Origin of the sequence: Bradyrhizobium sp. AUGA SZCCT0182 (genome assembly GCF_018130185.1) — a bacterium.
In the GTDB taxonomy this organism is placed as follows: Bacteria; Pseudomonadota; Alphaproteobacteria; order Rhizobiales; family Xanthobacteraceae; genus Bradyrhizobium.
This window is the reverse complement of sequence record NZ_JAFCLY010000054.1, coordinates 27399-51446: the sequence shown is the minus strand read 5'-3', so window position 1 is coordinate 51446 and position 24048 is coordinate 27399. Positions and strand designations below refer to the sequence as shown.

Here is a 24048-nt window from a genome sequence, read left to right as displayed (position 1 = left end):
GGAAAGTAGAACGGCGACTGACCTGCCTACCGTGCGACCGCTACTCCACATCGACATAGCAACTGTCTCCCCACCCAATGCGCACTAATACTATTGCTCTTGGGCCAACGGCGCGCGGTGACCATGTGGTTAGTGTCCGCTTAGCACCAGCGTCTTGATCGGCAGCAGCACGGCCTGGATCCGCAATAGAATTGCGTGCACGAGGCCAGTGGCGTCAACGACGTGCAGCGCGAATTTCTTGAATGAACCCAGTTTCCCGGACGAAATCAATTCGTGATTGCTGGTGTAGGCGTTGGCGATACAGCTGCTGCCGGGCGTCACGCCCTCCAGCCCGCCCTTGTAGATCGGCTCCATGAAAACGAGAATGGTGCCAGGACGCACGGTGCTCTGCGCCTCGATCAGTTGTTCGCCGCCCCTGAACTGGCCGGCTGCGATGTAGTCCTGCACATTGGTCACCACCATCGGAATGATCGTCCACGGCTTGGAAATGCAGGTAGCTTCGGCCACCATTCCGACCTTCATGACCTGAGCCTCGATCTGCCCAAACCCCGCCGAGAGGGCACGCCGACCCGCACCGTCCGGAATCAGGACGCCGGCCGTCCGTATCATTGGATTGACGATATCGCCCGGCCTCAGCCCAAACTGCTCGACCCGCCCGTCGAACCCTGCACGAATGAAGGTCTTGTCCAGATCGACCTGCGCTTCGGCCAGCGCTGCCTCTGCGCTGGCTTTCTCGGCGGGCAGGAGGGCCGTGACGCGGACCGCCGCGGATTGCTTTGAAGCGTTGGCGGCATCGAGCGAACCCTGCCGGCCCGCCTGCAGCACCGTGAGTTTTTCGATGTCACGCTGCGGGACGATACCGGGATTGCGTTGCTGGAGGTCCCGCTTGGTGTTCAGCTCATCGGTCGCTTGCTGATAATCGCCCTGCGCCTGCAGGATCTGCCCTTCGGCCTTGAGAACATCGGCCTGCGCCGACAGCATGGCGGCATCGACTTCGGCGATCTTGCGCTTAGCCGTCAACAGCGCCGCCTCCTGTTTGGCGCTGTCCAGCCTGAAAATCACCTCGCCTTGTTTGACGGATGCGCTGACATCGATGTTAACCTCCGCCACCCGGCCGGCTACTTCGGACATGAGCGGGACGGTACGGTAGTACAACGTCGCCGAAGTGGTCGACGGATGATAGTAGAAGATCATCGTGATCAGCGCGACGGTGAGCATCAGGCAGCCGATGATGCCAAATCTCAGCTCGAACCAGACCGAATAGAGCGTGATTTCGTGGCCGAAGCGCTTTCCTTGCCGATAGCGGCGATAGAGATAGTCCGGCAAGATTGTCACGAGCGAACAAAGGATGATCTCAAGCATGAACCTGTGCCTCACTCTTGGCGGCGGGGCTTCTCGTGCCGGCCGCGTGGGCTGCAGCTTCTGCCGGCGGCTCGGTTGGGTCCGGTCCAGCCGGAACGCCGGCCAGCTTTTCGACCGATCCGGCAATCCTGCGTAGCGGCGTGATGAAGTCCGGCAAGTCGATCATCGCGAGGAACAGGCCGATCACCCAGAACAAATGGTTGTGCGTAAAAAGTGCCAGTAGACCGAGCACAGCAACAATCTCGAATTGCAGCTTGTGAGTTCGATGCGCCATCCGCTCCGGCAAGGTGTGCAAGTGCAGGTAGAGATTGCCGACCCCGAGAACGGCGCCGATCAGGAGGATGCCCATAACGATCATCAAAACGTCGGTGTCACCCGGCGCGGTGATGAAACCTGGAAGGTGATGGGGCGCAGCCGGGTGCGGTGGCTCGTTCACGTAGTTACTCCATCCGAATTAAAATCAACATCGGTCATCACACCATGCGGCCCGCGACTATTTAAATCGGACCGTTACCCCGCCCACTGCAGCCGACACTTCAGCGCCGACCTTCGGGCCGCTGAGCTGCAGTATCACGCCATTGGCATTCTGCAATTGAACGCCTGCAGCCCCGGCCGCAACCGCACCGCCGGCTCCGATCGCGCTGTAACTGCCTTCAAACGCAGCCGGGCTATTCAGATTGACGGCCCGTCCGACCAGCTTGGTTGTCGAGGCTCCGATCGTGAAGCCGATGCTCATGCCCGATACGGTGAACGGATAGCGCTTGCCTCGGAAGGTCAGCACGCCCTCACCGCCGCCAGCTCCGACAATGAAGCCACCTTTCGTGAACACGACGGCAACTTGACCGGTCTCGGCCCGTGAGGGCGTACTAAAACTAGCTAAGCCTGCCAGTAAGGCAACCAGAGCGACGATTATGCCCAATTTTTTCATGACTTTTTCCTTTGAAGAGACGCGATGAGACGCCGACTATTCGGCATTCGATGCTGTAATACACTCAACGTAGAAAGTCCGGCTCCGCAAAGGCCGGCTTCGGATACTTGTAAAAGCCTTCTCCGGGTTTTACGCACAGGTTTTTCTTGTCGAGGAAGTGTGCCTGTATTCTGCGTTCTTCTTCAGTTGCGCATCCCCCCTCACGTCGCTGCAGCGACGTGGTACATGGTCTCCAATCCGACGATATCCATCAACGCGCAAGGACCGAGCAACTTCAAGCAGATCATTCAGGTCTTGTCGATGTCCTCCGCCGAAGAACGTCATTGGCGATCAGGGTATCGCCCGTTTCTGTCTCTAGACCATTCAACATGCATCATCTGCTCCCCTGCCTCGCAACTTGCCCGACCGGAGTCCCGATCACTTGTTCATCTTGATGCCCTGGTCGGTTCTATAGTCTTTGAAGACGACGTCGATCGCCTCGATGACCTTCTTGCCCGGATTGGCCTTGCAATGGACGATGACTTCGTGTTGCAGAGCTTTGGCGCGCGAGACCTGCATCATGTGCTTCTTGCCAAGGCCGTTGTACCAACCGCTATACCAGGCAGCCAAGTAATCCGCGTCTTCCTGAAACGTATTCGCCAGTTGAGCGCAGGTCAGCTTCTGAACGTCGAGATAGCCGTCGCGGTCGGCGTATGTCTTGAGTTCGACCTGAGCAAAGGCCTGGCCCGCAAAAACGATGCCTGCGCAACCCAAAAACAGTTTCTTTGCGATCATTTCAATGTTTCTTTCTAGCATTTTTACACATCAATTTTCAGCGGCCCGATCACTGGCGGGTTCACTGCTTGCGACCATGAACCCGCGATCAGCAGCGCTGACAACAAAATCGGAAACGCTGAGCCGAATGCTGGTTAGGAAGCCGCAGCGCTCCGAAGCGCTGCGGCTCTTCTCGTCGTTAAGAAACGACTTACTGGCAGACCGTGACGATCCGCCCGTAGGCGTCCGCGACCTGCGAGCATGCTCCCGCAGCTCCATAGTAGGCTCCGGCCGCGACGGCGCCACCTACTACGGCTCCGCCGACTATGGCCCGGCGCGTGGTTCGCCGGGCAACGCCGGCGTAACTCATCGGCGTCAGCGGACGGCCGATCCTGGCTTCGGCTGACGACACCAGCGATGACTGTCCATTGTGGGGCAGTTGACCTCCCCAGAAAAGGGCGCCGACGCCGAGAGCGGTCGCGAACCACAGACGGAATAAGGTTGTTCGGGTCATCGCTTGTCTCCTGTCTTGGTGGTGGTGCCCTGCGGGACTTCGTCGATATCGGAGAGATCGCCGAGCGCGATCTTCTTGAAGGAAGGATCCGCCTTGAACGCGAAGGCGTCGGCCGCCACATCGGTCTTCCAGTCCTTGATCCGCAGGGTGTATTGCGGCGCTTCGCCGATGCCCTTGCTGGTAATCACGTACTTGCGCGGGATCGGCTTCGCGCCGGATTCGATCCAGATCTGCCAGTCTGTTTCCACGTTACGGAATGCGAGGTGGTCGCATTCGACGCCGTCGATGACGCCCTTGCCAATGACGGCGGCCTCAACCACGTCGGTCATCAAGACATTGAAGACGTTGGAAAGCAGCAAATCGGCACCAGGCGCTACCACTCCATGCTTATCTCGCAGTACATCAATCAATTCCTCTGCAGTGCCGGGGGCTTCGATCTGGGCGTAGTCCTTGCCGTCCTTGTTGTTGACGGTCAGCATTTTGCCGTCAAACACAATCTCGACGTCGCGGTAACCACCCGTTCGGGTGGCACGAAGCTTGTCCGGACGGCTCAATTGCACCTGTCCGGAGCTGGTGAACTGGATTTTCTGTAACTTTGACGTAATCACCTCGATATCGGAGTCGTAAGTTACGGTGAGAGTTTTCTGGCCGGAAACATAGTCCGCCATTCCCTTTAGAAGCTTCTCGGCTTCGCCGTTCTGGGCACGGGCAGCGGGCATTATGGAAACACTCACCATGAGCGCGGCCCCGATCAAAATTCCGTGCCGTGGTATCACTTGCTTCATCATCGCAATTTTCTCCCGTTCAAAATGTCAACATCGGTGGCCTTCTATGACAGTAGCGGGGGCCTTACGATTGCGCCAGTAATGTCGCAGCTCGAGATCGTTTTAGGAAACCCACAAGATCGCGGCCGTGATCCTGGCACGATGCAAGTTCTGAGGACTACCTGAGCCTAAGGCTGAAAGCGGACTATACTAATCAGACCTTCAAACGAGCCCTTGCGCTTCTCGAACAACGCGCCCCCAAGGTCAAAAGGCCAGTAGCTTTAATAACAACAGAACCAGCCGGCGATTCAGCACAAATCGGGATGGCACAAACTGCATATAATGAAAGTTGACGAGGCAATTCGGAAACGAGCGGCTCCGCTCCCACATTATGAATACAACCGGCTGGTTTTTTCTACTTGTCAAAAAAAACGAAACGGCCCCAGCCTCGGGAAGAGATGCTGGGGCCCCGCTCAAGGGACGAGAGGTCGATGGTTGAGGCACCGAATCCCGATGCTCAACCGGAAAGTCGGCTTTGCCGGCGGGTTCAACCGATTGCTGCGAAACAAAAACCCGTAGTTTTGCGGGTATATACCCAGGCGAGGTGTTGCTGTCCGATTTTGCATAGACAACCACCAAACTCTCTCGTAGCGGAGCAAACTGCGGTGACGCTAAAGCGGTGCTGCCCAGGAAGATTATTTGGACGGATTGCAGCTATCCTGCGCCATTAGACGGAACGCAGATGCTTACATTCCGGACTTCCATCACGTTTGCGGTGATGGCGTTTATCGTCGCGTTGACCGCGTTGCTGATCGCTATTCAGCTTCGGTCCCTGCGCTTTGCCACCCATGAAGCCGCGTCGGCCTACATGGACGCAACCAGCACCAAAGTCCTGGGGCGCCTGCAAGGCGAACTCTCTACCATCTCGTCCTTGGTCCATGTGCTGGCCACCAGCTCAAGCGTGGCCGACTCAGATGAACGAAGCGAGACCGGCCGCGCCATTCCGCTGTTCAAGGCAGCGCTGCAGGAATTGCCGCAGATGGACAGCATCTATGCTGGCTTCGAGAACGGCGCATGGCTGCAGGTGCGGCGCATCAGCAACCTTACCGAAGAGCAGCGCGAGCGCTTGCGCGCGCCTGCAAATGCGGACATTGCGATCAACCTCATTCGCCCCACCGCGGGAGGTGAGTTGCCGCTGCGGCGGATCTTCCAGGATAAGCAAGGCGACGAGATCGATGAAATCGATCTGTGGAAATACGGTTATGACGCCCGCAAGCGTTCCTGGTACTGGGCGACGATGCAGGCAGACCGGCCGAATGTTTCAGAACCCTACCTTTCCTTCAGTATCGGCGCGCCGGTCATTACCGTCAGCGCGCCGCTGCGCGGCAAGGTGCCGGGCGTGATCGCGGCCGATCTCAAGCTCGATACGTTCAGCGAATTCGTCCAGGCCCAGCGACCGGGACAACATGGCACGGTGATGATCTTCGATCAGGCGGGATCGATCATCGCCCACCCCGAATATTCAGATATGGTTTCGAGCGCAATGACGCACCCGGCTCGATCGTCGTTGCCCAGCATCGACGAAATTAATACGGGAATCCTGGCCACGGTGATTCGCGGTGCATACAACAAGGACAACCACGAAGGAAATATTGAGGACGGAACGGGGAAAAGCTTCCTGTTCAAAGTGACTAAGTTCGCGCTGGGCGAACGTTACAATGGCAGCATATTGATGCTGGCGGCCCAGGATGACTTCGTTCAGAACGTCCGCAGGCTCCAGTTCAACGGGCTCATTCTCGCGATCCTCGTTGGCGCGGGCTTCCTTCCGGTCGTATGGATGTTTGGCAGCCGGATGTCCCGGTCTATCCAACACATTACAGCGCAGGCGCGACAATTGCAGACCTTGTCCGAACCCGAGCTGGTGCCGGTGACGTCCTACATCAGGGAAATCCACGCGCTCGGCAACACCATGAATCTGGCGCAGCGGGCGATCTGGTCGTTCGCGCACTTTGTCCCCAAGGAGATCGTTCGCGGCTTGATTGATAATTCCATCTCGACCAGGCTCGGCGGTGCAAAGCAAGACATCACGCTGGTATTTACCGACGTCCAGGGTTTTACCACCATTGCGGAGTCGGCCGATCCTGACGTGCTGATGCGGCAGACGTCGCGGTACTTTTCCGCGATGACGGAGGCGTTTCTCGCCGAGGGCGGAACCGTCGACAAGTTTATTGGCGACGCCGTGATGGTGTTCTGGAATGCGCCACACCCGCAACCTGACCACGTTGCGCGCGCCTGCCGGGCGGTGCTCGCGGCCAAGGCTGCCGGTGAGCGACTTAACGCCGAATTCGAGGCTGACGGCATGGAGCCGTTCATTACAAGATTCGGCATTCATGTCGGTGAAGCCGTGGTCGGCAATGTCGGATCGACCGAGCGCATGAATTACACGGCACTCGGCAACACCGTTAATTTGGCGGCCCGTCTCGAGGGCCTGAACAAGCAAACCGGGACAACGATCCTGGTCAGCGAAGATGTATACCGGCGAGTTCAGGGTCTCTTCGTATTTAGAGCACTGGATGCCGTCGTGGCCAAGGGCATGACAAAAGAAACCCGCATTTTTGAACTGGTCGGAGCTTCATTATGAAACGGAAGCCGACCTTTAGCGTCATACTGTCGATGATGTTCACGGCCTGGGTGAGCTTCGTCGCTTCGACCGCTCACGCCGCCGAGGACACGATCAAGGTCGGCATCTTGCACTCCTTGACCGGTACGATGGCGATCAGCGAAGCCGTCCTTAAGGACACGGTGCTCATGCTGATTGCGGACCAGAACGGGAAAGGTGGGCTGCTTGGAAAGAAACTGGAGCCGGTCGTCATTGACCCCGCGTCCGATTGGGGCGCGTTTGCTGCGAAGGCCAGCGATCTGCTGGTCAAGGAAAAGGTCGCCGCGGTATTCGGTTGCTGGACCTCGCTTTCCCGGAAGGCGGTTCTCCCCGTTTTCGAGCAACACAACGGCCTGCTTTACTACCCCGTTCAGTACGAAGGCGAAGAAAGCTCCCGCTCCATTTTCTACTTGGGTGCCGCGCCGAGCCAGCAGTCCATTCCGTTATCTCATGAGCAAGGAGGGCGGCAACGTTCGCCGATGGTTTCTGCTCGGGACCGACTATCTTTATCCGCGCAAGACCAATCAGATCTTGAGCGCCTATCTCGCGGTCGAGGGTGTGGCCCCGGAGGACATTACGTCGATCTATGCGTCGCCGCATCAGTCCGACTGGCGCGAGATAGTTGAAAGCGTGAAGGCCTTTGCCGCGGCTGGAAAGAAGACCGCGGTGATCTCGACCGTTACCGGTGAATCAAACACGCATTTGTACGCTGAACTGATCAAGCAACAGATCGACGCCAGCAAAATACCGGTCATGGCGCTCTCCGTCAGCGAACGTGAGCTGCGCAGCGTGGACCTCGGCAAGCTCGCAGGCCACATGGCAGTGCGAAACTACTTCCAGTCCGTCAAGTCGGCAGAAAATGACGCGTTCATCAAAATGTGGGCGGATTTCAACGGACAGCGGGATAAGACCACAAATGATGCGATGGAGGCGACCTTTATCGGCTTTCGGATGTGGGCGCAGGCCGTCAGCCAGGCCGGCACCGCCGACGTCAATGCGGTCCGACAAGCCATGTACGGCCAGCGCGTAAGGGCACCAAGCGGTTTCGAGGTTGTGATGAACACCAATCATCATCTCTCCAAGCCAGTCATGATCGGCAAGCTCGAAGCTTCCGGAAGCTATGACGTAGTCTGGCGGTCAATCAGTCCGATCAAGGCTTCGGTCTGGAGCAGATATCTTCCCGAGAGCGCCAGACGCATCGCCGATTGGACATTTCCCTGGGTTTGCGGCGGGTGCATCGAGCCGACATACAAGGATTGGTGATAGGATTGCTTCGATCGGCACGGCGCAAGCGAGATATGTTCGCTGCAAACTGCCTTGTCGATCGTAACCACAGCATGAGGAGCCAAGATGATCACAATTCCTCAACTCACCGCGGAAGCACTGGGTTCATTCCTGGCGCAGGAGACTAGAGGTCGATTCGTAGCTTCGCAGGCTGGATTGACAGAGCTCCTGCCCTTTGCAGCCAAGCTGGCATTGGAGTGCATTGGCAACAGTGACGCATTGTACCACAACATCGAACATACGATGCTCGTGACCCTGGTGGGCCACGACATCTTGATTGGTCGCACGTTGGCACGAGCCACCACGGCAGACGACTACACAAATTTCATCTTAGCCTGCTTGACCCATGACATCGGTTACGTCCGCGGCATCGTCCAGGGCGACGAGGACGACGCGTATGTTGCGGACGTCAGCGGCCGCAAAATTCAGTTGCCCGTTGGATCTTCAGACGCCGCGCTCGCGCCATACCACGTCGATCGCTCAAAGCTTTTTGTGATTGAACGGTTCGATGCGGTGGAGGGAGTTGACGCGTCGAGAATTGCCAAGGCGATCGACTACACCCGCTTTCCCTATGAGACGACACAGAAGGCCGACACCGACGATCTTAACGAAGAGGAAGGGCTACTATTGCGGGCAGCCGACTTGATCGGCCAGCTAGGCGACCCAAATTACATGCGGAAGTCCAATGCTCTCTTTTACGAATTCGAGGAGATCGGCCTGAACAACAAGCTAGGCTACGCAACCCCCGCCGACATCGTTTATAAATTCCCCCAGTTCTACTTGACCAATGTCGCGCCGCAAATACAGCTTGCGATCCGCTACCTCAATGCGACTTCCAGGGGGCGCCAATGGATCGCGAACCTCCACAGCAACGTTTTTCGGGCTGAACGCGAGGTGAACCTGTCTGGGCCGCAGCGATAAAAAGTCGAGCGTAAGAGATCTCTCAGGCCCTCGCCAGATCGAGCGATCGGGCGGCTTCTCGGTACTTTCCTGAGAGCTCAACCCTGTGAAGGTTATAGCCGCATGGAAACAACTCCAGCAGGCTATGCAGCCTTGCGAACAAAAATTGCGCGCTCAAAAGGGCCGGTGGGCAAGCTGCGCGAGACCTTCGCGCCCTGTCGCCGCAACGAGGCCGAACTCGGCAAGGTGGGCTCGGAGCGCATTGACCAGCTGCGTGCGCTGACGGACTAAAAGATCCCGTGTTCGATGTAACATCAGCAAGGCTTGCTGATCGGCCGACTTGATTGGCACGAACCGCATCGATGGGCGTGTCACGGCTTCACAGATCGCAGCTGCGTCGGCAGCATCGCTTTTCGACCGTTTGACATAACCCTTCACATAGCTCGGCGGCATTAGACGAACGGTGTGACCGAGCTTGGAGATTTCACGTGCCCAATGATGACCGGTTCCGCAGGCCTCCATACCAACAGGCAAGCGGGAAGCTTACTAAAGAAGTCCAAGACCTGCTTGCGCCGCAACTGCCGGGTGATAACGACCTTGCCCGCAATATCCACGCCGTGAACTTGGAATACGTTCTTGGCGAGATCAACGCCGATGGTGCTAACATGCATGTGGACGACCCCCTCAGGTGATTCGTTGTTCAACGATCACCCCTTTGGCACATCCGATGCCGGGAGCGGGCGTCGTCCACCACATCATTCGCGTCGGTTTGGCCGGACCACGGCGACTTCCGGTCTAAAGTGAACGGACATTCTCAGGATAGGCGAGCATGTCTCAAAGGTGCCATTAGGAGAAGCCGGGTCCGCTCCGCAGCGTCATGTCGCAGTCAGGCTCGGCCGACGTGGCGGCGAAGCCAGTTGGTGGAGAATGGCGACGAGCTCGGTGTGCACAGGCGATGTCCGGTCACTGAACGCCTCGATTGGGTTAGCTTCGGTGAGTCGGTTGAGATGTGTGAGCAGGCGAATGCGCCGACGGCGGGTGAGTTTGGCCTCGGACGAGCGCCAGCGGAAGAACAGGCGATACAGCTCACCGTCTCCGAAGAGCTGGTTAAGTTCGTGTATCGTGACGTAGGCAAGGAACAGGACCATCAACCATATCTGAATTGACAAAAAACGCGCCAACGGAAATTGACCAGCGAAGTGGTCTCCGAAATCGGCGATAGCGCCGCCTGCGGCGACGAAATGGACGAGTTCCTCGGCCAGCCGCACAGTCAAAACGCACAGCCAGTATATGGCGCTCTTGAACAAGATGGGCTGGATCATTGGCGCGCCGTCGAAGCGGCGCATGAAGGGTAGGTTGTCGGTTACCAAAACGGCTTTTCCGACCAGTAACGCCGCTACTAGCGCGGTGAAGAAGCCGCTGTACTCGATGCCGTGCTCCTGCAGGATCAGACGTTTGGTCCATAGGATCAGGTTGAAGCCGACGAAGAAGAAGATTGTTGGCGGAAGCGCATGCCTTACCTGTGTGAGCCACCAGGTGACGGCCCGCCGCAGGAGCGTTGTCGGCGTGGAGGCAGCGGCAACAGCGGGCTGATTCATATGTTACCTCCCAGTGATTGCGCCGAGCCATCCTAGGAAAGGAGACACGGCAGCGGCTCGTCAGAAATGCAACGTTTTTGACTAACGCTCCCCCGAGAAGAGGTAAACGGTTCGGGCGTTGACCTACCTCAATGATGGTTGGGAAAACTGGCTTCGTCCGCTTTGGGGCATTCGCGTCGTTTTGCCGGTCTGACCATGACTTCCGGCCCTCCCCCGGAAGCGGACATCGCCAGATCGGCTCGGCTCTTCCGCTTCGTGATAAAAGTAGACATAGGTCACTCCTTTGCTTTTTCTCCCGCTCGCTCGCAAACTCGGGTAAGCTCCAACTCACCATCCAACTGAGCACTGGAGTTACAGCGGACGGGGAGCGACATGAAACACACAGCCGCAGCAATCGGCATTCTGATCTCTTTCGCGACATGCACGGCGAATGCCGACACCGTCACAGACTGGAATCAGACAGCGATCGGGGTCCTCAAGGCTGAGAATATTGCCGGCAATCCGTGGACCCGCGGCATGGCGATGGTCCATGTTGCGATGTCCGATGCCGTCAACTCGGTGCAGGGCCGATATGCCCGCTATATTGCCACAGGGGATTTGGCGCGCGATGCATCGGCCGAAGCCGCAGCCGCGTCGGCGGCCCGGCAACTCCTGCTCCAACTTTATCCCGGTCAGAAAGCCTTGATTGAGGAGGCTTACACCACCTCGACCAAGGCGATCCCGGATGGTGCAGGGAAGACCTCGGGCATAGCGCTTGGCGAAAAGGTGGCTGCGCTCGTCCAGGCCGATCGCGCGGCTGACGGCACCAGTGCCCCCGACACTTACCGGCCCGTTGCCACGCCGGGAGTATGGATACCTACCACGCCGCCAATAATGGCCCAATATGCCCAAGCGAAGCCTTGGGTGCTTAAGAGCGCCGACCAATTCCGCCCAGGCCCGCCCCCACAATTGACAAGCGCGATTTATGCGCGCGATTACAACGAGACGAAGAGTCTAGGTGGCATCCGAAATACGGCGCGGACAGCGGAGCAGTCCGACATCGTGAAGTTTTGGACGCAGGCGAATATCAGCCCCGCCTGGCAGGAAGCGGCGCGACAGATCTCGGCGGCCAAGGGATTGGGACTCGCGGAGAATGCCCGGCTCTTCGCCTTGCTCAACATGGCGATGGCGAACACCTTCATTAACGACTGGGATGCGAAGTTTACCTACAACTTCTGGCGTCCGGTCACGGCGATACGCAACGGCGATATGGATGGCAACGATGCCACCGAGCGCGACGCCGGCTGGACGCCGTCGAATGCAACGCCGATGCACCCGGAATACCCATCACAGGCGGCGATCGTCGCCGGAGTGTCGGCACGAGTGCTGGAATTGGTTGTTCCGTCCCCGCATGGCGTATCGGTGACGGCCACCGACCTCGTCGATCCAACAAAGAAGCGTCAGTTTGCCAGCATCAAAGAATTGGCGGACGAGCAGTGCAATGTGCGGGTTTGGGGCGGGATCCATTTCCGCAACTCGCTCGACGTCGGCGTGGACATGGGCAAGAAGATTGCCGACTACATGGTGGAACACTCGCTCAAGCCCTCGCAATGAGGCCCCAAAAAATTTGAAATTTGAGAAATTCCTGACCTTGTAGGGCTGAGAGTCAGACCGCTATCAACCATCGGACGTCCGCTGCGGGTCAAACTGAGAAGGTCGGGCGGGCAACCGGGAAGTCGGCTTTGCCCTCCCTCAACAGCGGACTTCGTCAGAGGCCATCGGCATGTCTCAAAAGTGCCATTAGCGACCATTCGCACCGCAGCAAATTACAGCTCTATATTCGATTCCAAGTTCAACAGGAGCAATTGATCGCGCTTGCGGCGCGCCCACAGGGTGTGAAATTGAGGAATCGCTCCTGAGATTTGGCGACGAGGTCGCTTTGGCCATGTTCAGGTGACGATCAACCCAAATTTGGTCGGCTGGATCACTGGAAGCTCACCAGGTGTTGCTCCATTTAGAAAGCGGCTGACATAGGCTCACTTGCGCCACAATCCCCGGATTGCGCTCCGCTCCATCCGGGCGACTGACTAACCTCGCTCAAGGCCTTGCGGCGTGTCTTTAGCCGCAACCTGATCTTGATACTTCGTGATGACCTCGCGGGCGTTGAACAGCAGCCGCTCCCGGCCCAGCTTCGCCAGCGGCGAGGCGCGGATGCACGCCAGCACGTTGGGGTTCGCCGCCGCCAGCCAGACCGTGACCCCGTCCGCGGTGAAGCGTCGCTCCCCGTCCACCAGCATTTGTAAGGCCGAGTATTCGATGTCGGGAACGCGGCTCAGGTCCAGCGCCACCACGCTGGGGCGTTGCTCGGCAATGAGTGCGCGGATCTGGTCGCCCACCTGCTGTGCATTGGCAAAGAACAGCCGGCCCTCGGGTCGCAGGATCAGCAGCCCCTCGAAGGTTTCGTCGTCGGGATTTTCCGGCGAAAGCGGCCGCAGCACGTCGGCCCCCCGCTTGCGGCCGATCACATAGACTTTCGAATTGACCACCTGGCTGGACAGTCCGATCAGCGACAGCACGATCGCCACCATGATGCCCTGCAGCGTCCCGAAGATAAGGACGCCGGCAAACGCGGCGATCGCCCAGGTGAATTCTAGCGTCCGGATCTTGCGAATCGCGATGAACTCGGCGGGACTGATCAGGCCTACCGAGTACACGATGACAACGGCTGCCAGCACCGCCTGCGGCAGCTGCCCGAGAAACGGCGCAAACACCAGCATGGTCGCGGCTGCCGCTGCGGCGGTGATCAGCGAGGCGGTCTGCGTTCGCCCGCCGACCGCGCGAACCACGGCGGATTGCGAGGTGCCGCCGCCGGCCGGCATCGCGCCGAACAAGGCGCCACCCAGGTTCGCGGCGCCGGTCGCCACCAGCTCCCGGTTGGCGGTGATCGGGGGGTCGGCCGGCGCTGCAAAAGCCCGGCCGGCGGCGATCGTTTCGGTAAAGCTCATCAGGGCGATGCCAAGCGCCCCGGGCAGCAGCTGTCCCACCAGGGCGAAGCTCGGCAGCGTCAAAGCGGGCAGCGCTTGCGGAATGGTGCCGACGGTTGCGACCTCCGACGCAGGCAGGCTGAAGAACCACGAAGCTGCAATCCCGGCCGCCACCACGAACAGCGGGGCGGACGAATGCGGCTTCAGCCGTTCGGCCACCAGCAGGGCGACCAGCGCTGCGACGGCAACCGCGACCGTGATCAGCGACGCCTCCGGCACGTGCTGCGCCAGGCTGGCGATGTCATGGAAGAAGCCCCGCTTGGTAACGTGAATGCCGATCAGCTTCGGCACCTGGTCGAGCACGATGACCAGCCCGATGCCAGCCTTGAAGCCGGTGAGCACGGGCGTCGATATGAAGTTCGCAAGAAATCCGAGCCGGAGGACCGAGGCACCGATCAGCAGCACGCCGGTCAGCGCGGTCAGCGTTGCGGCTGCGACCGTGAGCTTGACGGGATCGCCGTCGGGGACCGCCAATCCGAGCTGTGCACCGGTGAGGATCGCCAGCGTCGTCGTCGAGCTGACGCTCAGCACGCGCGACGTCCCGATGAGCGCGTAGACGATCAAGGGAACGAACGCGGTGTAGAGCCCGACGCTGACGGACAGCCCGGCAACCGTCGCATAAGCCATGGCCTTCGGCAGAACCACGGCAGCGGCCGTGAGCCCGGCGATGGCGTCGGCGCGGAGCGTCGAGGACGAAAGTCCGAGGTTGGGCGTCATGGGCCTGGTCACTTTCCGGCGGGGTGTCCGCTTCGACATCCGTTGCGCTGGCGCGGCGCGTTGACAAGCAAGAGCGTAGCCCGGATGGAGCGCAGCGCAAAGCAGCTGCCGGGTCACGGCGATGGGGTTCATTATCGACTTACGCTTCCGTCATTGAGGTGGACTTACGAGCAGCAATTGCTGTGGCCCATGATGATCCTCCGCGCTCTGGACATTGCATCCTGGTCGCGCATCTCGACCCATGGCAGGGGCTGGAGCGGCTTCGCCACTGCCAGCATGGCAGTCTGCCGATGTCCGTTGTGGGTCGATCGCTACAGATCGTTTGCCGCCAGGTCCTACTCGAAGTCCGCCTTGGAACGCTTTCCTTGCGCCGCACGAAGGCTACTCTAATACGGGGCAGAGCGGACATGCTTGCCCACCCTTTGACCGCCGATTTGTGCCATCAACAGAAATGCACTCGCTCTCCAGAGTAGGCTACAGTCGTTCGCTTAGAGCTCGCATCTCGTGTAGTTCAGGCTCATCCCCGCAATCTCAGGAAATGACCGGGAAAAGTTGTTGTCGTCGATAATTTTCAGGCTGAAACGGAGATCTTGGGTCATGACGCTCGACGCGCAAGCTGCGGAGAGCTCTAGGCTATTGCCCGCCTGCTTCCTTGATTTGATGGTGCAGGTCCCGGTTCTTCCTCTGATCCGGTCGCCATCGATGATGAGACCTGAACCGAAGACCTCGGAAAACTCTGCATACACGACTCTATTATCCTGCTTTGTGAAGACCTGGCCGCATAGATCCGCGTGGGTCGCCCATGCGCCGGTAAGTTCGATTGCCCGCGCTTCCGCCACGGAAAGGACGCTTGAGCCCAGCATGATGACTGCGCCAACTAATCGGAACACTCTAGACATAGCCTGTTCTCCAAAATTCAAAGGCGCAGCAAACACCATTATCAACATATGGTTCGCTTCGGCGCAACGGCCAAGGCCTGACGGCCCGCGCCGCAACGCATCGGCATTTACCGAATGGGAGCCCCAAAGCGCGGCAACATTATATGCCCGGTGGCGATGCTCATCTGCCTGGTCGAAAGCGGGTCTTTTCGAGGTCGGCTTGGGTGCCTGCTCAATGAACGGCATGCAAGTTGCGGTCGGCCTGTGAAGCAAAGCTTACTAAGATCATGCTGCCCTGTTACTCGCTTTAGGCGCCAGTTTGATGCATCGATAAATGCTTCAGCGCTTTATCATTGGCGCGAGATCCCAAATTTTTGGCGCGTCATCACAAGACCTGGTGGCCACCGTCGATTTAGAAGCGTCGGCACCACATGCCAACGTTAGTTGAGCGCATGCCGCAATACCGCTACGTGCGGCGCTTCTGTCTGGCGCTTTTTGCCCCTCTACCCCGAATAAAACGATCGTCCTGGTCGCGGAGGCGCCGTTCGACTCGCTCAGGACCGAGTTCCGATGATTGGTCTAGTGCTTGTGACCCATGGACGCCTTGCCGACGAGTTCAGGGCGGCGCTCGAGCATGTTATGGGTCCGCAAAAGCAAATTGAAGCCGTCGCGATTGGGGCCGAAGACGCCGCCGATTTGTGTCGAAGCGATATCATCGAAGCGGTGAATCGTGTCGACAGCGGGGATGGTGTCGCTATCCTCACCGACATGTTCGGCGGCACGCCCTCCAACCTCGCGATTTCCTGCATGAGCCGTCCAAACGTGGAAGTGCTCGCGGGCATCAACCTTCCCATGCTGGTCAAATTGGCCAAAGTGCGCGAGAGCCGCTCCCTGCTGGAGGCTGTAGACATGGCTCAGGAGGCCGGCCGTAAATACGTCACCACCGCCAGCAGCGTGCTTGCGGGGAAATGAGGACGAGGGGCGCTCTAAATGAACCCGCCCCAATGACGAACCCGACCAGCCGGGCCAATGATGTCCGTTGTTCAAGGTAACCCGGAAGTGGCCGACCGACTGCCAAAACGGCGCTTTCGACCCAACTGAGAAATTGGCGTGGGGCTCGCGTTTAGGACCACGACGGCTCTTCGCTCCCCCGGCCGCCTCGTGGTGGATCGCGACACCCGCGGAACGCAACCCGGTCAGCAATGCAGTTCTTAGAGAGGCAGGATCGAATCCAATGTCCTTGGCGTTTGGTGGATGTGCTTCGCTGCCCCGGAGCGCCAAGTGCAATCTCGCAAGGTGCTGAACGATGAGATTTACCTGACCGTCAGTCATGGGAAATCTCCGACACTTTGGAGCGAACGCTAACCAAAGATCAACGCTTTGAACCACAGGGACGGCCGATGAGGAAGTGGCCCAAACATGGCGGTTTGAGACCTTGTTCCGCTTCTGGCACGAACGGGCTAACCAAGGTGGTCCGACGATGTCCGTTATTCAGGGTGAACCGGAAGTCGTGGTTCGGAGTCATCCGGACCGTTTTTGACCCGATCCGGACGTTGGGATCGTTGGGCAAGGACCGTTAGAAACGCGGCCGAGACGAAGCCGCCGCCATTCGCACTACCAGCTTCAGGAATTGCCGCACGGATGCCGAGGGATCGCCGCGACGCGATGCGAGGGCCAAAAGAGCTTTCGGCTGAACTGGCCCACTTAGCGGGCAATAGCGGACACCATCCACCTTCATATGTTGGAGTGAAGCGGGCACCATCGCAACGCCAAGACCTGCCGCGACCAGATTTAATGTCGAAACGATCCGAGGCGCCTCTTGGCCAAGCCGAGGACTGAACCCCGCGTCATGACAGGCTGCGACAGTAGCGTCGTATAGCCCTGGTCCTAAACGGCGCCCATAGACGATGAAGGTCTCGTCCGCAAAGTCCCGGAGGGACAGTTTGGAACGGCGGGCGGATTTGACGAGTGGATTGCCAATTGGCACCGCCATGATCATAGGCTCCGTCAACAACGAGTCGAGCTTTAATCCCGCCCCGTCAGCGGGCGCGCTACGGTAGAAGGCGACGTCGATTTGATCGTCGCGCAGTCGCTGGAACAGGTCGTGGCTGAGGCTTTCCTCTATCGTCAGCGTTACCCGGGGAAAGGCTTCCCGGAACGCGCGGATGACCCGCGGTACAAAAGAATTGAACGGCGCGGTCGGCGCCGCTCCGATACGGACCTGACCCTGTTCGCCTTGCGCGGTGCGTTGCGTGGCCTCGATGGCGCGCTGGACTCTTGGAAGGATGTCGCGGGAGGCCTGAAGCAGCGTATGTCCAGCATCGGTCAGTTCAACGCCGCGCGCCTTGCGCCGGAATAGTTGCACGCCTAATTCCCGCTCGAGCGCCTTGATTTGTCGGCTGAGTGGCGGCTGCTGCATATTTAGCCGTTCGGCAGCCCGTGTAATGTGACCCGCTTCAGCAGTCGCCGCAAAATAGCGCAAACTTCTAAATTCCATTGTCATACCCAACAGGTATCAATTGTAGTCAAACCTCATCATATCTGAACTAACAAGATGATGCTATTCGTACGTCAGCGTCGCTGGCGCGGCTCGCGCAATGCGACCGAAACTGTCGGAGGACGCACATGAAGCTTCCGCGCCGCCAATTCTTAAAAATGATAGCAGGCGCCTTCGTGTTGCCGGGCGCCTCCGGCATCGCGTCTGCGCAAACCTACCCGGCGCGGTCAGTGCGCGTGATCGTCGGCTATGCTGCTGGCGGGGCGTCGGACATCGCGGCGCGGCTGATCGGACGACGGCTTTCCGAGCGGCTCGGCCAACCATTCATCGTCGAGAACCGCCCCGGCGCGGCCAGCAATCTCGCGACCGAGACGGTCGTAAACGCCCCGCCGGACGGCCACACGCTGCTCCTCGTCAGCGCGAGCAACGCAATCAACGCCACGCTTTACGACAAGCTAAATTACAACTTCATCCGCGACATTGCGCCGGTCGGAAGCATCACGCGTGGGCCTCTCGTGATGCTGGTCAATCCTTCGTATCCCGCAAAGACAGTCGCGGAATTCATAGCACTCGCGAAGGCAAGGCCTGATCAGGTCAACATGGCATCGGCGGGCGTCGGAAGCCCGCAACATCTCGCGGGCGAGCTATTCAACGCCTTGGCAGGGATTAAGATGCTTCACGTGCCCTATCGCGGTGCGCCACCTGCGCTGACGGATCTGATCGGCGGACAGGTCCAGGTTTATTTCGGCTCCATGGCCGGTGCGATTACGTATGTCAGGTCCGGTCAACTTCGGGCTCTCGCCGTGACTTCCGCGACCCGGTCAGAGGCACTCCCGGACGTTCCGACGGTCAGCGAATTTGTGCCGGGCTACGAACCAACCACGTGGTATGGGATTGGTGCCCCGAAGGGGACACCTCCGACGATCATCGAAAAGCTCAACGCGGAGATCAATGCCGCTCTAGGCGATCCTGGCGTTAAGGCTCACATGGCCGAACTGGGTGAAACGCCGGTTTCGGGTTCTCCCGCCGACTTTGCGCGGTTGATTGCCGACGAGACCGAAAGATGGGCCAGGGCGGTGAAGTTTTCTGGTGCGAAAGGAAGCTAGGCTAGGCTGGCTGTCAGGTAAATTTCGCGAAACGATGGACCGTGGCAGATTCCTGCTGTGTTGAAAGAGTGATGCGAAACTCCTGCTCGCGGACGGGGGGCGCCTGTGCAATGCTGCGTTCATGTCTTCGATCGACAGAGGCGGTATCAAGCGCCGTAGCCTGCTGGAGGCCGGCACGGCGGCGCTTGTTACTTTGGTGTCAACACAAGGTTCGCTGGCGGAGCCGGGTTATCCTTTGCGCCCCGTTCACGTCATCGTGCCGTTTGCACCAGGCGGCGGGGCGGACATCCTGGCGCGACAAATCTCTTGGAAACTCAGCGAGCGCCTTGGGCAGCAGTTCTATGTTCAGAACATCGCAGGTGCCTCGGGCAACCTGGGAACGGCTCGGGCAGCAAGGGCAGCGCCAGACGGCAGTACCATATTGTTTGTGTTCGGGTCTTTTGTGATCAGCCCGAGTCTATTTGCCAACCCTGGCTTCGATCCGAAGCGAGATTTCGCACCGGTAACGCTCGCCGCCACAACTCCTACGGTGCTCGTCGTCAATCCATCCATTCCCACGCATACGGTTGGAGAATTGATCGATCACATCCGGGCGAATACAGGCAACCTAAACTTCGCGCATGGAGGGATGGGGACCCAAGGGCACTTAGTAGGCGAGCAATTCAGGTTGGTTCTTAATCTCGACCTCGTAAACGTTCCCTTTGGTGGCGCAGCTCCAGCCACGGCATCGGTCGTCGCGGGCCATACGCCGATCGGGTTTATTTCGCTCGCGGCCGTTTACCCCCAAGTCAATGAGGGCCGATTACGGGCTCTAGCGGTGACCGGCCCAGCTCGCGCTGGAGCTTTGCCTGAGGTACCGACGATGTCTGAGGCAGGGTTTCCCGATATTGTAGGTGACAGCTGGGTGGGGGTGCTCGTTCCCACCGGCACGCCCGAAAAAATCATCACATTGCTTCACCGCGAGATTGTCGCCGTTATCAACGAGGCGGAGACTAAGGCTCGACTGATGACACTGGGCTATAACCCCGTAGCAAGCACGCCCGACGAATTCGCCCAGCTGATCGGAGCTGAACTTCAGCTTTGGAAGGACGTCATCCGCCGCGCGAATATTAAGCCGCGGTGAAGTCGCCTTCTGGCACGAAACGGACTTGGTGAGCAACGTCAGCGATATCTGCTTTCTGAGGCAGGGCGGACTTCACTTCAGTCCATCTGGACGTCCGAAACTGACCGGAAAAAATCCGGTTCTTTTCGGCCACTATTAGCTACGGAAAGCCGATCATCTCAAGCAGCTCCGCAGCCTGCTCGACACAGCGTCGCCGGAAAGGATTTTTCACTGCCTATCGGTGGTCTGGCCAAGGTGATGCCCTCATACAAAATAACGTCGTTTACGTGAATGCGGAACTATCGTGACGGATGATTCCGTCTGGGTCCGGACGACTAGGAGCACCGATATTGCAGCGACCTTCGCCGAAGTTGGTCCTGACTTCTTTGATCGGGTTCAATTTTGCGAGTCACCAATTGCGAGTAGGACCATAAGGGTAATAGGCGTCGCGGCCACCAACCGAGATCATACCCCCAAGGTCGATATCGTCATATAATGCTTGCGTGGACGCCCACTTCAAAAACTGCGACGCGCTATCAACCTGATCGTCGTGCCGTGCCTGCGGAAATCCGAGGATCTCAAGCAAAAAGTTATCGAGCCATTCAGCTTCCTGCGGCAGATAAACATGTCCGGCTTCAATCTTGGCTGATTGCGCCGCCATGCGATCGGCTTTGCTTCCATCAGGCTTAATCCCGATGGGACGGTTCATTCCGTTCGGCGTATCGCGCTGCAGGTCTTGCAGCAGCAGCATGCCAGGTCCTGCATCTTCAATCAGGACAGTTTCGACGGCGTGTCGGGTGGCCAGGCGTGCGACCATGCGCCTAAGATCTGGATATTGCAGCCGCGCTCGATAGACGTCGATTAGGTAATAATCTTTTTTGACTTTCTGCCAAGTGGTGCAAACAGAATAGTCATTGGCCTGACCTATCATGGTGGCGGTGTCCCAGCTCTGTATGATGCGATCGCCGGGGCCTTTCTGAGGCCGGACATCGTACTGGCGAAACCACTCGCGCTTGATCAGATTGCCTTCGAGAGGGATGGGTCGCTGCTGATACTGGGCGGAGAACATCAGGCTGCCGATCTCCGCCTTAATCCGATCGAGGATTTCTCGATTTTCCCTTTTCGCATGAAGTGCATCACCGACTTTGCGGGTAAAATGTTTGCCGTGGCCGACGACAATTTCAGTTTCTTCAATGGCAATCGCGGGCAGGTCGAGATGATGCCACCCGTCCTGGCGGATCAGATGGCCGGCCAAGTCGTCTTCGTGCAAGCGTTGCATCACCACCACGATCGGACCCTTCTCCTTGTCGTTCAGGCGCGAGACCAGGCTGCCGCCGAACCAGTCGATGACGCGTCTTCTCGCTGGTTCCGACATGGCGTCTTCGGCCTTAAGCGGATCATCGATGATGATGAGGTCGGCGCCGCGACCTGTAAGAGTACCACCAATCGAGGTGGCATAGCGGCTGCCGCCAGCTGTCGTGACTAGTTCCGTGCCACTGTCCTTTGCCGGGCGCATGCCTGGGAACAGCGTTTGGTACCAAGGAGCGTCAATCACCATCCGAAACTGGCGATGAAGCTCGCTGGCAAAATCGTTAGAGTAGCTTACGACGATAATGCGCTGGGTAGGATCGCGTCCCAAAAGCCATGCAACGTAAGCGATCGAGACGCAGATTGATTTCAGCGAGCGCGGCGGCTGGTTAATCAGGAGCCGTCGGCTTTCGCCGGAATGGATTCGCGTTAACTCATAAACGATGGCATCGATGTGCCAGTTCGGCAGATACGTGGTGCCTGGCAGGACGGTGCTGAAGGCTTTCCAGACGAAGTAACGCAAGTCGGTCCTGAGCAGCGCAGAAAGCGGCGCTTTCATTTCGGATCCTCACCGTCATCGTTGCGCGACCCCGGGTCGTCCTTGGTTCTCTCGGCTCGAATTTCTTCCCGGTACGCGTCGAGAATGGCCTGATCGTCTTTGGAGTCGTCGCCGAGCGGCTCGGTAGCCAGGACACCGTCGATTTCAGCAGCGCATTCGATAACCTTTTCCAAACAACGAATGTTACCCTTCAACGCCATTTCTCGAACGCGCCACAGTGATGCCCGTACCGTCGTCATCCTCTTACGCTTTCCGTTATCATTGACGACGACTGGGGCTGCCAGCATCAACTTGACTTCAGTCCTATAATTGAGTGCACCCTTGGGGCGGCCACGAGGATTCCCGCATTGGCCCGGCTTCCACTGGCTGCGCGACGGCGGCTTGCAGTACCCCACCTTGTCATCCTCATTGTCATCAGAATGATCAGCGGCCATGATCTGCCCCCATAATTGGAAGGGTGACGCGCTGGCCGCTGCCAATATCTGCTTCAGAAGCTTCTGTCGTTCCGAACGGCACGCCGGTCTCGGCATGAACGGCGATTCGACCCGTCAGCTGCTGCCACCGCCGAACCGTGCAATCGACAAAGCGGGGCTCGATTTCGATTAATCTTGCTCGCCGTCCCGTTCTCTCAGCAGCAATTAAAGTGGTGCCAGCGCCGCCAAATGGATCAAGGACGATACCGTTCATCTTGGAACAATCCCGCATCGTGTCCGCGACCAAGGCGACAGGTTTGCAGGTCGGATGCAGCGACAGCTTCCCCTTTGCGCTGTTGTTGAGCGTGTTCTGCCCGGGATAATCCCAAACGTTGCTTCGGTACCGGCCGAAGCGACCAAGCTCGATGTTATTGATGTGGGGGGCCTTTCCTTTCTTGAACACGAAAACCAACTCGTGCTTGGACCTGTAAAACGATCCCATGCCCGCGTTGGACTTGTTCCAGATGCACAAATTCTTCATTTCGGTGTAGGTTTCGGCGGTGGCGCCGAGCAGGTCTTTGACGTGGCGCCAATCGATAACGACGAAATGGATCGAGCCGTCGACGGCATGTCGCGCGGCATGACCGAGGGCGGTCGCAAGAAAGCTTTCGAATTCTACCGATGACATTTCGCCGGACGCCATCGCGAACTCAGCGTGCTTGACGGCGCCCAGACCAGAGACATGTCCTTTGATCGGCACGTTCCAGGGTGGATCGGTGAACAGCATTTGAGCGTGCTCGTCTCCGAGTAGCCGGGTATAATTCTCTGCCTGTAACGCGTCGCCGCAGACAATCCGGTGCTGATCCAACACCCAAATATCGCCAGGCTTGGTAATCGGCCGGTACTGTTGATCAATCCTCGGTATCTCGTCTTCTTCATCGTCAGCTGAGGGGCGGAGCCGGACGTCGAGCTCAGCCATCTCGAATCCGCTGATCTGAAGGTCGATGTTTGTGTCCAGCGTGAGCACGTCCGAGAATTCCAGCTTCAGGGTGTCGTCAGCCCAGCTGGAGTCTTCGCCAAGCCGATTGAGCGCCAGCCGAAGCAGGCGAAGTTTGGCTTCGTCCAGGTCCGTAATGGTCACCGCGGGAACCTGAGCTAAGCCTAGTTTCCGAGCCGCCAGGACAAGGCCCCAGCCGGCAACAACCTGGCAATCGAGGTCGATGATAATGGGAAGAACGAAGCCGAACTCGGCCAGGCTCCCTGCGAGCTTGTCGAGTTGGCGGCGAGGGTGCCGGCGGGTCTCTCGACCGAGCGGCTTCAGTTTTTCGGTGCAGACAAGGACTGATGTAAGGTCACGGGAAACAGCGTAACCGTTTTGGTGTACTGGACGAGGTTTCCGCATCGCGGCCCCCTAGTAGGCTGTACTGATTGTCGGCGCACATGCGCCACGCCTCCTGGGGTTTAAGATGCCAGCCCGAATCGCAACTGGGGCCTTGGCTTCCGTAACCGCAGTTCAACGCACGCTGACTAAAATTTCATTAAAGAAGAATCGGTGCGGTGAGCTCTCCACGTGTCTCCAACGTTTTGGGTCCTGTTCTCGGAAATGTGATCCCTGATATCGGCAATCGTTTCCCTGATAATTGCGACAGGGAAATTCGAGTAAACTACTGTGGAAGCGCGGTC

General features: G+C 58.5%; 19 protein-coding genes and 2 pseudogenes. 7 read left to right on the top strand and 14 right to left on the bottom strand.

The annotated features are described in order from the left end of the window. Window positions 1–129 precede the first annotated feature (129 nt). The 6 genes from JQ611_RS36305 to JQ611_RS36280 form a co-directional block, all read right to left on the bottom strand. Window positions 130–1362 carry an HlyD family secretion protein gene (locus tag JQ611_RS36305; RefSeq protein WP_212468163.1) on the bottom strand — a complete coding sequence of 411 codons (1233 nt, stop codon included), beginning with the start codon at window positions 1360–1362 and terminating at the stop codon, window positions 130–132. Then, entirely contained in the window at window positions 1355–1798 is a 444-nt protein-coding gene (locus JQ611_RS36300) for a hypothetical protein (protein WP_212468162.1), read from the bottom strand. Before JQ611_RS36300 ends, JQ611_RS36305 begins: the two co-directional genes overlap by 8 nt. Before the next feature lie 57 nt (window positions 1799–1855). After that, window positions 1856–2290, bottom strand: a complete 435-nt coding sequence (locus JQ611_RS36295; protein WP_212468161.1) for a hypothetical protein — start codon at window positions 2288–2290, stop codon at window positions 1856–1858. 417 nt (window positions 2291–2707) lie between these two features. Beyond that, complete coding sequence (locus tag JQ611_RS36290) at window positions 2708–3064, bottom strand: HdeA/HdeB family chaperone (protein ID WP_212468160.1); 357 nt, start codon at window positions 3062–3064, stop codon at window positions 2708–2710. Between the two features lie 190 nt (window positions 3065–3254). Beyond that, window positions 3255–3557 (bottom strand): hypothetical protein, encoded by a 303-nt coding sequence (locus JQ611_RS36285; RefSeq protein ID WP_249133731.1) that lies wholly within the window; start codon window positions 3555–3557, stop codon window positions 3255–3257. Continuing rightward, window positions 3554–4345 (bottom strand): DUF2092 domain-containing protein, encoded by a 792-nt coding sequence (locus JQ611_RS36280; RefSeq protein WP_212468159.1) that lies wholly within the window; start codon window positions 4343–4345, stop codon window positions 3554–3556. Before JQ611_RS36280 ends, JQ611_RS36285 begins: the two co-directional genes overlap by 4 nt. Window positions 4346–5063: 718 nt before the next feature. Here JQ611_RS36280 and JQ611_RS36275 point away from each other — a divergent pair. The 3 genes and pseudogenes from JQ611_RS36275 (at window position 5064) to JQ611_RS36265 (ending at window position 9185) form a co-directional block, all read left to right on the top strand. Beyond that, complete coding sequence (locus JQ611_RS36275; protein ID WP_212468158.1) at window positions 5064–6962, top strand: adenylate/guanylate cyclase domain-containing protein; 1899 nt, start codon at window positions 5064–5066, stop codon at window positions 6960–6962. 32 nt (window positions 6963–6994) lie between these two features. Continuing rightward, a pseudogene (locus tag JQ611_RS36270) lies at window positions 6995–8243 on the top strand (ABC transporter substrate-binding protein). Between the two features lie 87 nt (window positions 8244–8330). After that, window positions 8331–9185 (top strand): metal-dependent phosphohydrolase, encoded by an 855-nt coding sequence (locus JQ611_RS36265; RefSeq protein WP_212039339.1) that lies wholly within the window; start codon window positions 8331–8333, stop codon window positions 9183–9185. A gap of 171 nt (window positions 9186–9356) precedes the next feature. Here JQ611_RS36265 and JQ611_RS36255 read toward each other — a convergent pair. Both JQ611_RS36255 and JQ611_RS36250 read right to left on the bottom strand, forming a co-directional pair. Then, window positions 9357–9835, bottom strand: a pseudogene (locus JQ611_RS36255) (IS110 family transposase); the annotation flags it as partial. 204 nt (window positions 9836–10039) lie between these two features. Further along, window positions 10040–10762, bottom strand: a complete 723-nt coding sequence (locus tag JQ611_RS36250) for a hypothetical protein (protein WP_212468157.1) — start codon at window positions 10760–10762, stop codon at window positions 10040–10042. A 372-nt stretch (window positions 10763–11134) separates the two neighbouring features. On the opposite strand from JQ611_RS36250, the gene JQ611_RS36245 reads away from it, so the two are divergent. Continuing rightward, window positions 11135–12355 carry a vanadium-dependent haloperoxidase gene (locus tag JQ611_RS36245; RefSeq protein WP_212468156.1) on the top strand — a complete coding sequence of 407 codons (1221 nt, stop codon included), beginning with the start codon at window positions 11135–11137 and terminating at the stop codon, window positions 12353–12355. A 473-nt stretch (window positions 12356–12828) separates the two neighbouring features. On the opposite strand, the gene JQ611_RS36240 is transcribed toward JQ611_RS36245, so the two are convergent. Together JQ611_RS36240 and JQ611_RS42175 are read right to left on the bottom strand one after the other, a co-directional pair. After that, the gene (locus JQ611_RS36240) at window positions 12829–14502 is read right to left on the bottom strand and encodes a SulP family inorganic anion transporter (RefSeq protein WP_212468155.1); all 1674 of its coding nucleotides are present in this window, start codon (window positions 14500–14502) and stop codon (window positions 12829–12831) included. A gap of 488 nt (window positions 14503–14990) precedes the next feature. Further along, complete coding sequence (locus tag JQ611_RS42175; protein ID WP_249133729.1) at window positions 14991–15626, bottom strand: hypothetical protein; 636 nt, start codon at window positions 15624–15626, stop codon at window positions 14991–14993. Window positions 15627–15950: 324 nt separating this feature from the next. On the opposite strand from JQ611_RS42175, the gene JQ611_RS36230 reads away from it, so the two are divergent. Further along, window positions 15951–16352 (top strand): PTS sugar transporter subunit IIA, encoded by a 402-nt coding sequence (locus tag JQ611_RS36230; RefSeq protein ID WP_212039184.1) that lies wholly within the window; start codon window positions 15951–15953, stop codon window positions 16350–16352. A gap of 604 nt (window positions 16353–16956) precedes the next feature. Here JQ611_RS36230 and JQ611_RS36225 read toward each other — a convergent pair. Then, entirely contained in the window at window positions 16957–17862 is a 906-nt protein-coding gene (locus JQ611_RS36225) for a LysR family transcriptional regulator (protein WP_212468154.1), read from the bottom strand. Between the two features lie 143 nt (window positions 17863–18005). On the opposite strand from JQ611_RS36225, the gene JQ611_RS36220 reads away from it, so the two are divergent. Both JQ611_RS36220 and JQ611_RS36215 read left to right on the top strand, forming a co-directional pair. Then, entirely contained in the window at window positions 18006–18983 is a 978-nt protein-coding gene (locus JQ611_RS36220; protein ID WP_212039182.1) for a tripartite tricarboxylate transporter substrate binding protein, read from the top strand. 121 nt (window positions 18984–19104) lie between these two features. After that, the gene (locus tag JQ611_RS36215) at window positions 19105–20106 is read left to right on the top strand and encodes a tripartite tricarboxylate transporter substrate binding protein (RefSeq protein ID WP_212039181.1); all 1002 of its coding nucleotides are present in this window, start codon (window positions 19105–19107) and stop codon (window positions 20104–20106) included. 388 nt (window positions 20107–20494) lie between these two features. Here the strand turns inward: JQ611_RS36215 and terL are convergent, their stop codons facing one another. Genes terL through JQ611_RS36200 form a run of 3 tightly spaced genes read right to left on the bottom strand, consistent with a single transcriptional unit; the run spans window position 20495 to window position 23767 of the window. Then, the gene (terL, locus tag JQ611_RS36210; protein WP_212039180.1) at window positions 20495–21952 is read right to left on the bottom strand and encodes a phage terminase large subunit; all 1458 of its coding nucleotides are present in this window, start codon (window positions 21950–21952) and stop codon (window positions 20495–20497) included. After that, window positions 21949–22386, bottom strand: a complete 438-nt coding sequence (locus JQ611_RS36205) for a DUF5681 domain-containing protein (RefSeq protein WP_212468153.1) — start codon at window positions 22384–22386, stop codon at window positions 21949–21951. The genes terL and JQ611_RS36205 overlap by 4 nt, the downstream gene beginning before the upstream one ends. Next, window positions 22376–23767 (bottom strand): DNA methyltransferase, encoded by a 1392-nt coding sequence (locus tag JQ611_RS36200; protein WP_212468152.1) that lies wholly within the window; start codon window positions 23765–23767, stop codon window positions 22376–22378. Before JQ611_RS36200 ends, JQ611_RS36205 begins: the two co-directional genes overlap by 11 nt. Window positions 23768–24048 lie beyond the last annotated feature (281 nt).

Coding starts and splice junctions, on each gene's coding strand:
- JQ611_RS36305 (WP_212468163.1), bottom strand. CDS start 1,362: ATGCTTGAGATCATCCTTTGTTCGCTCGTGACAATCTTGCCGGACTAT.
- JQ611_RS36295 (WP_212468161.1), bottom strand. CDS start 2,290: ATGAAAAAATTGGGCATAATCGTCGCTCTGGTTGCCTTACTGGCAGGC.
- JQ611_RS36290 (WP_212468160.1), bottom strand. CDS start 3,064: ATGATCGCAAAGAAACTGTTTTTGGGTTGCGCAGGCATCGTTTTTGCG.
- JQ611_RS36285 (WP_249133731.1), bottom strand. CDS start 3,557: ATGACCCGAACAACCTTATTCCGTCTGTGGTTCGCGACCGCTCTCGGC.
- JQ611_RS36280 (WP_212468159.1), bottom strand. CDS start 4,345: ATGATGAAGCAAGTGATACCACGGCACGGAATTTTGATCGGGGCCGCG.
- JQ611_RS36275 (WP_212468158.1), top strand. CDS start 5,064: ATGCTTACATTCCGGACTTCCATCACGTTTGCGGTGATGGCGTTTATC.
- JQ611_RS36265 (WP_212039339.1), top strand. CDS start 8,331: ATGATCACAATTCCTCAACTCACCGCGGAAGCACTGGGTTCATTCCTG.
- JQ611_RS36250 (WP_212468157.1), bottom strand. CDS start 10,762: ATGAATCAGCCCGCTGTTGCCGCTGCCTCCACGCCGACAACGCTCCTG.
- JQ611_RS36245 (WP_212468156.1), top strand. CDS start 11,135: ATGAAACACACAGCCGCAGCAATCGGCATTCTGATCTCTTTCGCGACA.
- JQ611_RS36240 (WP_212468155.1), bottom strand. CDS start 14,502: ATGACGCCCAACCTCGGACTTTCGTCCTCGACGCTCCGCGCCGACGCC.
- JQ611_RS42175 (WP_249133729.1), bottom strand. CDS start 15,626: ATGCCGTTCATTGAGCAGGCACCCAAGCCGACCTCGAAAAGACCCGCT.
- JQ611_RS36230 (WP_212039184.1), top strand. CDS start 15,951: ATGATTGGTCTAGTGCTTGTGACCCATGGACGCCTTGCCGACGAGTTC.
- JQ611_RS36220 (WP_212039182.1), top strand. CDS start 18,006: ATGAAGCTTCCGCGCCGCCAATTCTTAAAAATGATAGCAGGCGCCTTC.
- JQ611_RS36215 (WP_212039181.1), top strand. CDS start 19,105: ATGTCTTCGATCGACAGAGGCGGTATCAAGCGCCGTAGCCTGCTGGAG.
- terL (WP_212039180.1), bottom strand. CDS start 21,952: ATGAAAGCGCCGCTTTCTGCGCTGCTCAGGACCGACTTGCGTTACTTC.
- JQ611_RS36205 (WP_212468153.1), bottom strand. CDS start 22,386: ATGGCCGCTGATCATTCTGATGACAATGAGGATGACAAGGTGGGGTAC.
- JQ611_RS36200 (WP_212468152.1), bottom strand. CDS start 23,767: ATGCGGAAACCTCGTCCAGTACACCAAAACGGTTACGCTGTTTCCCGT.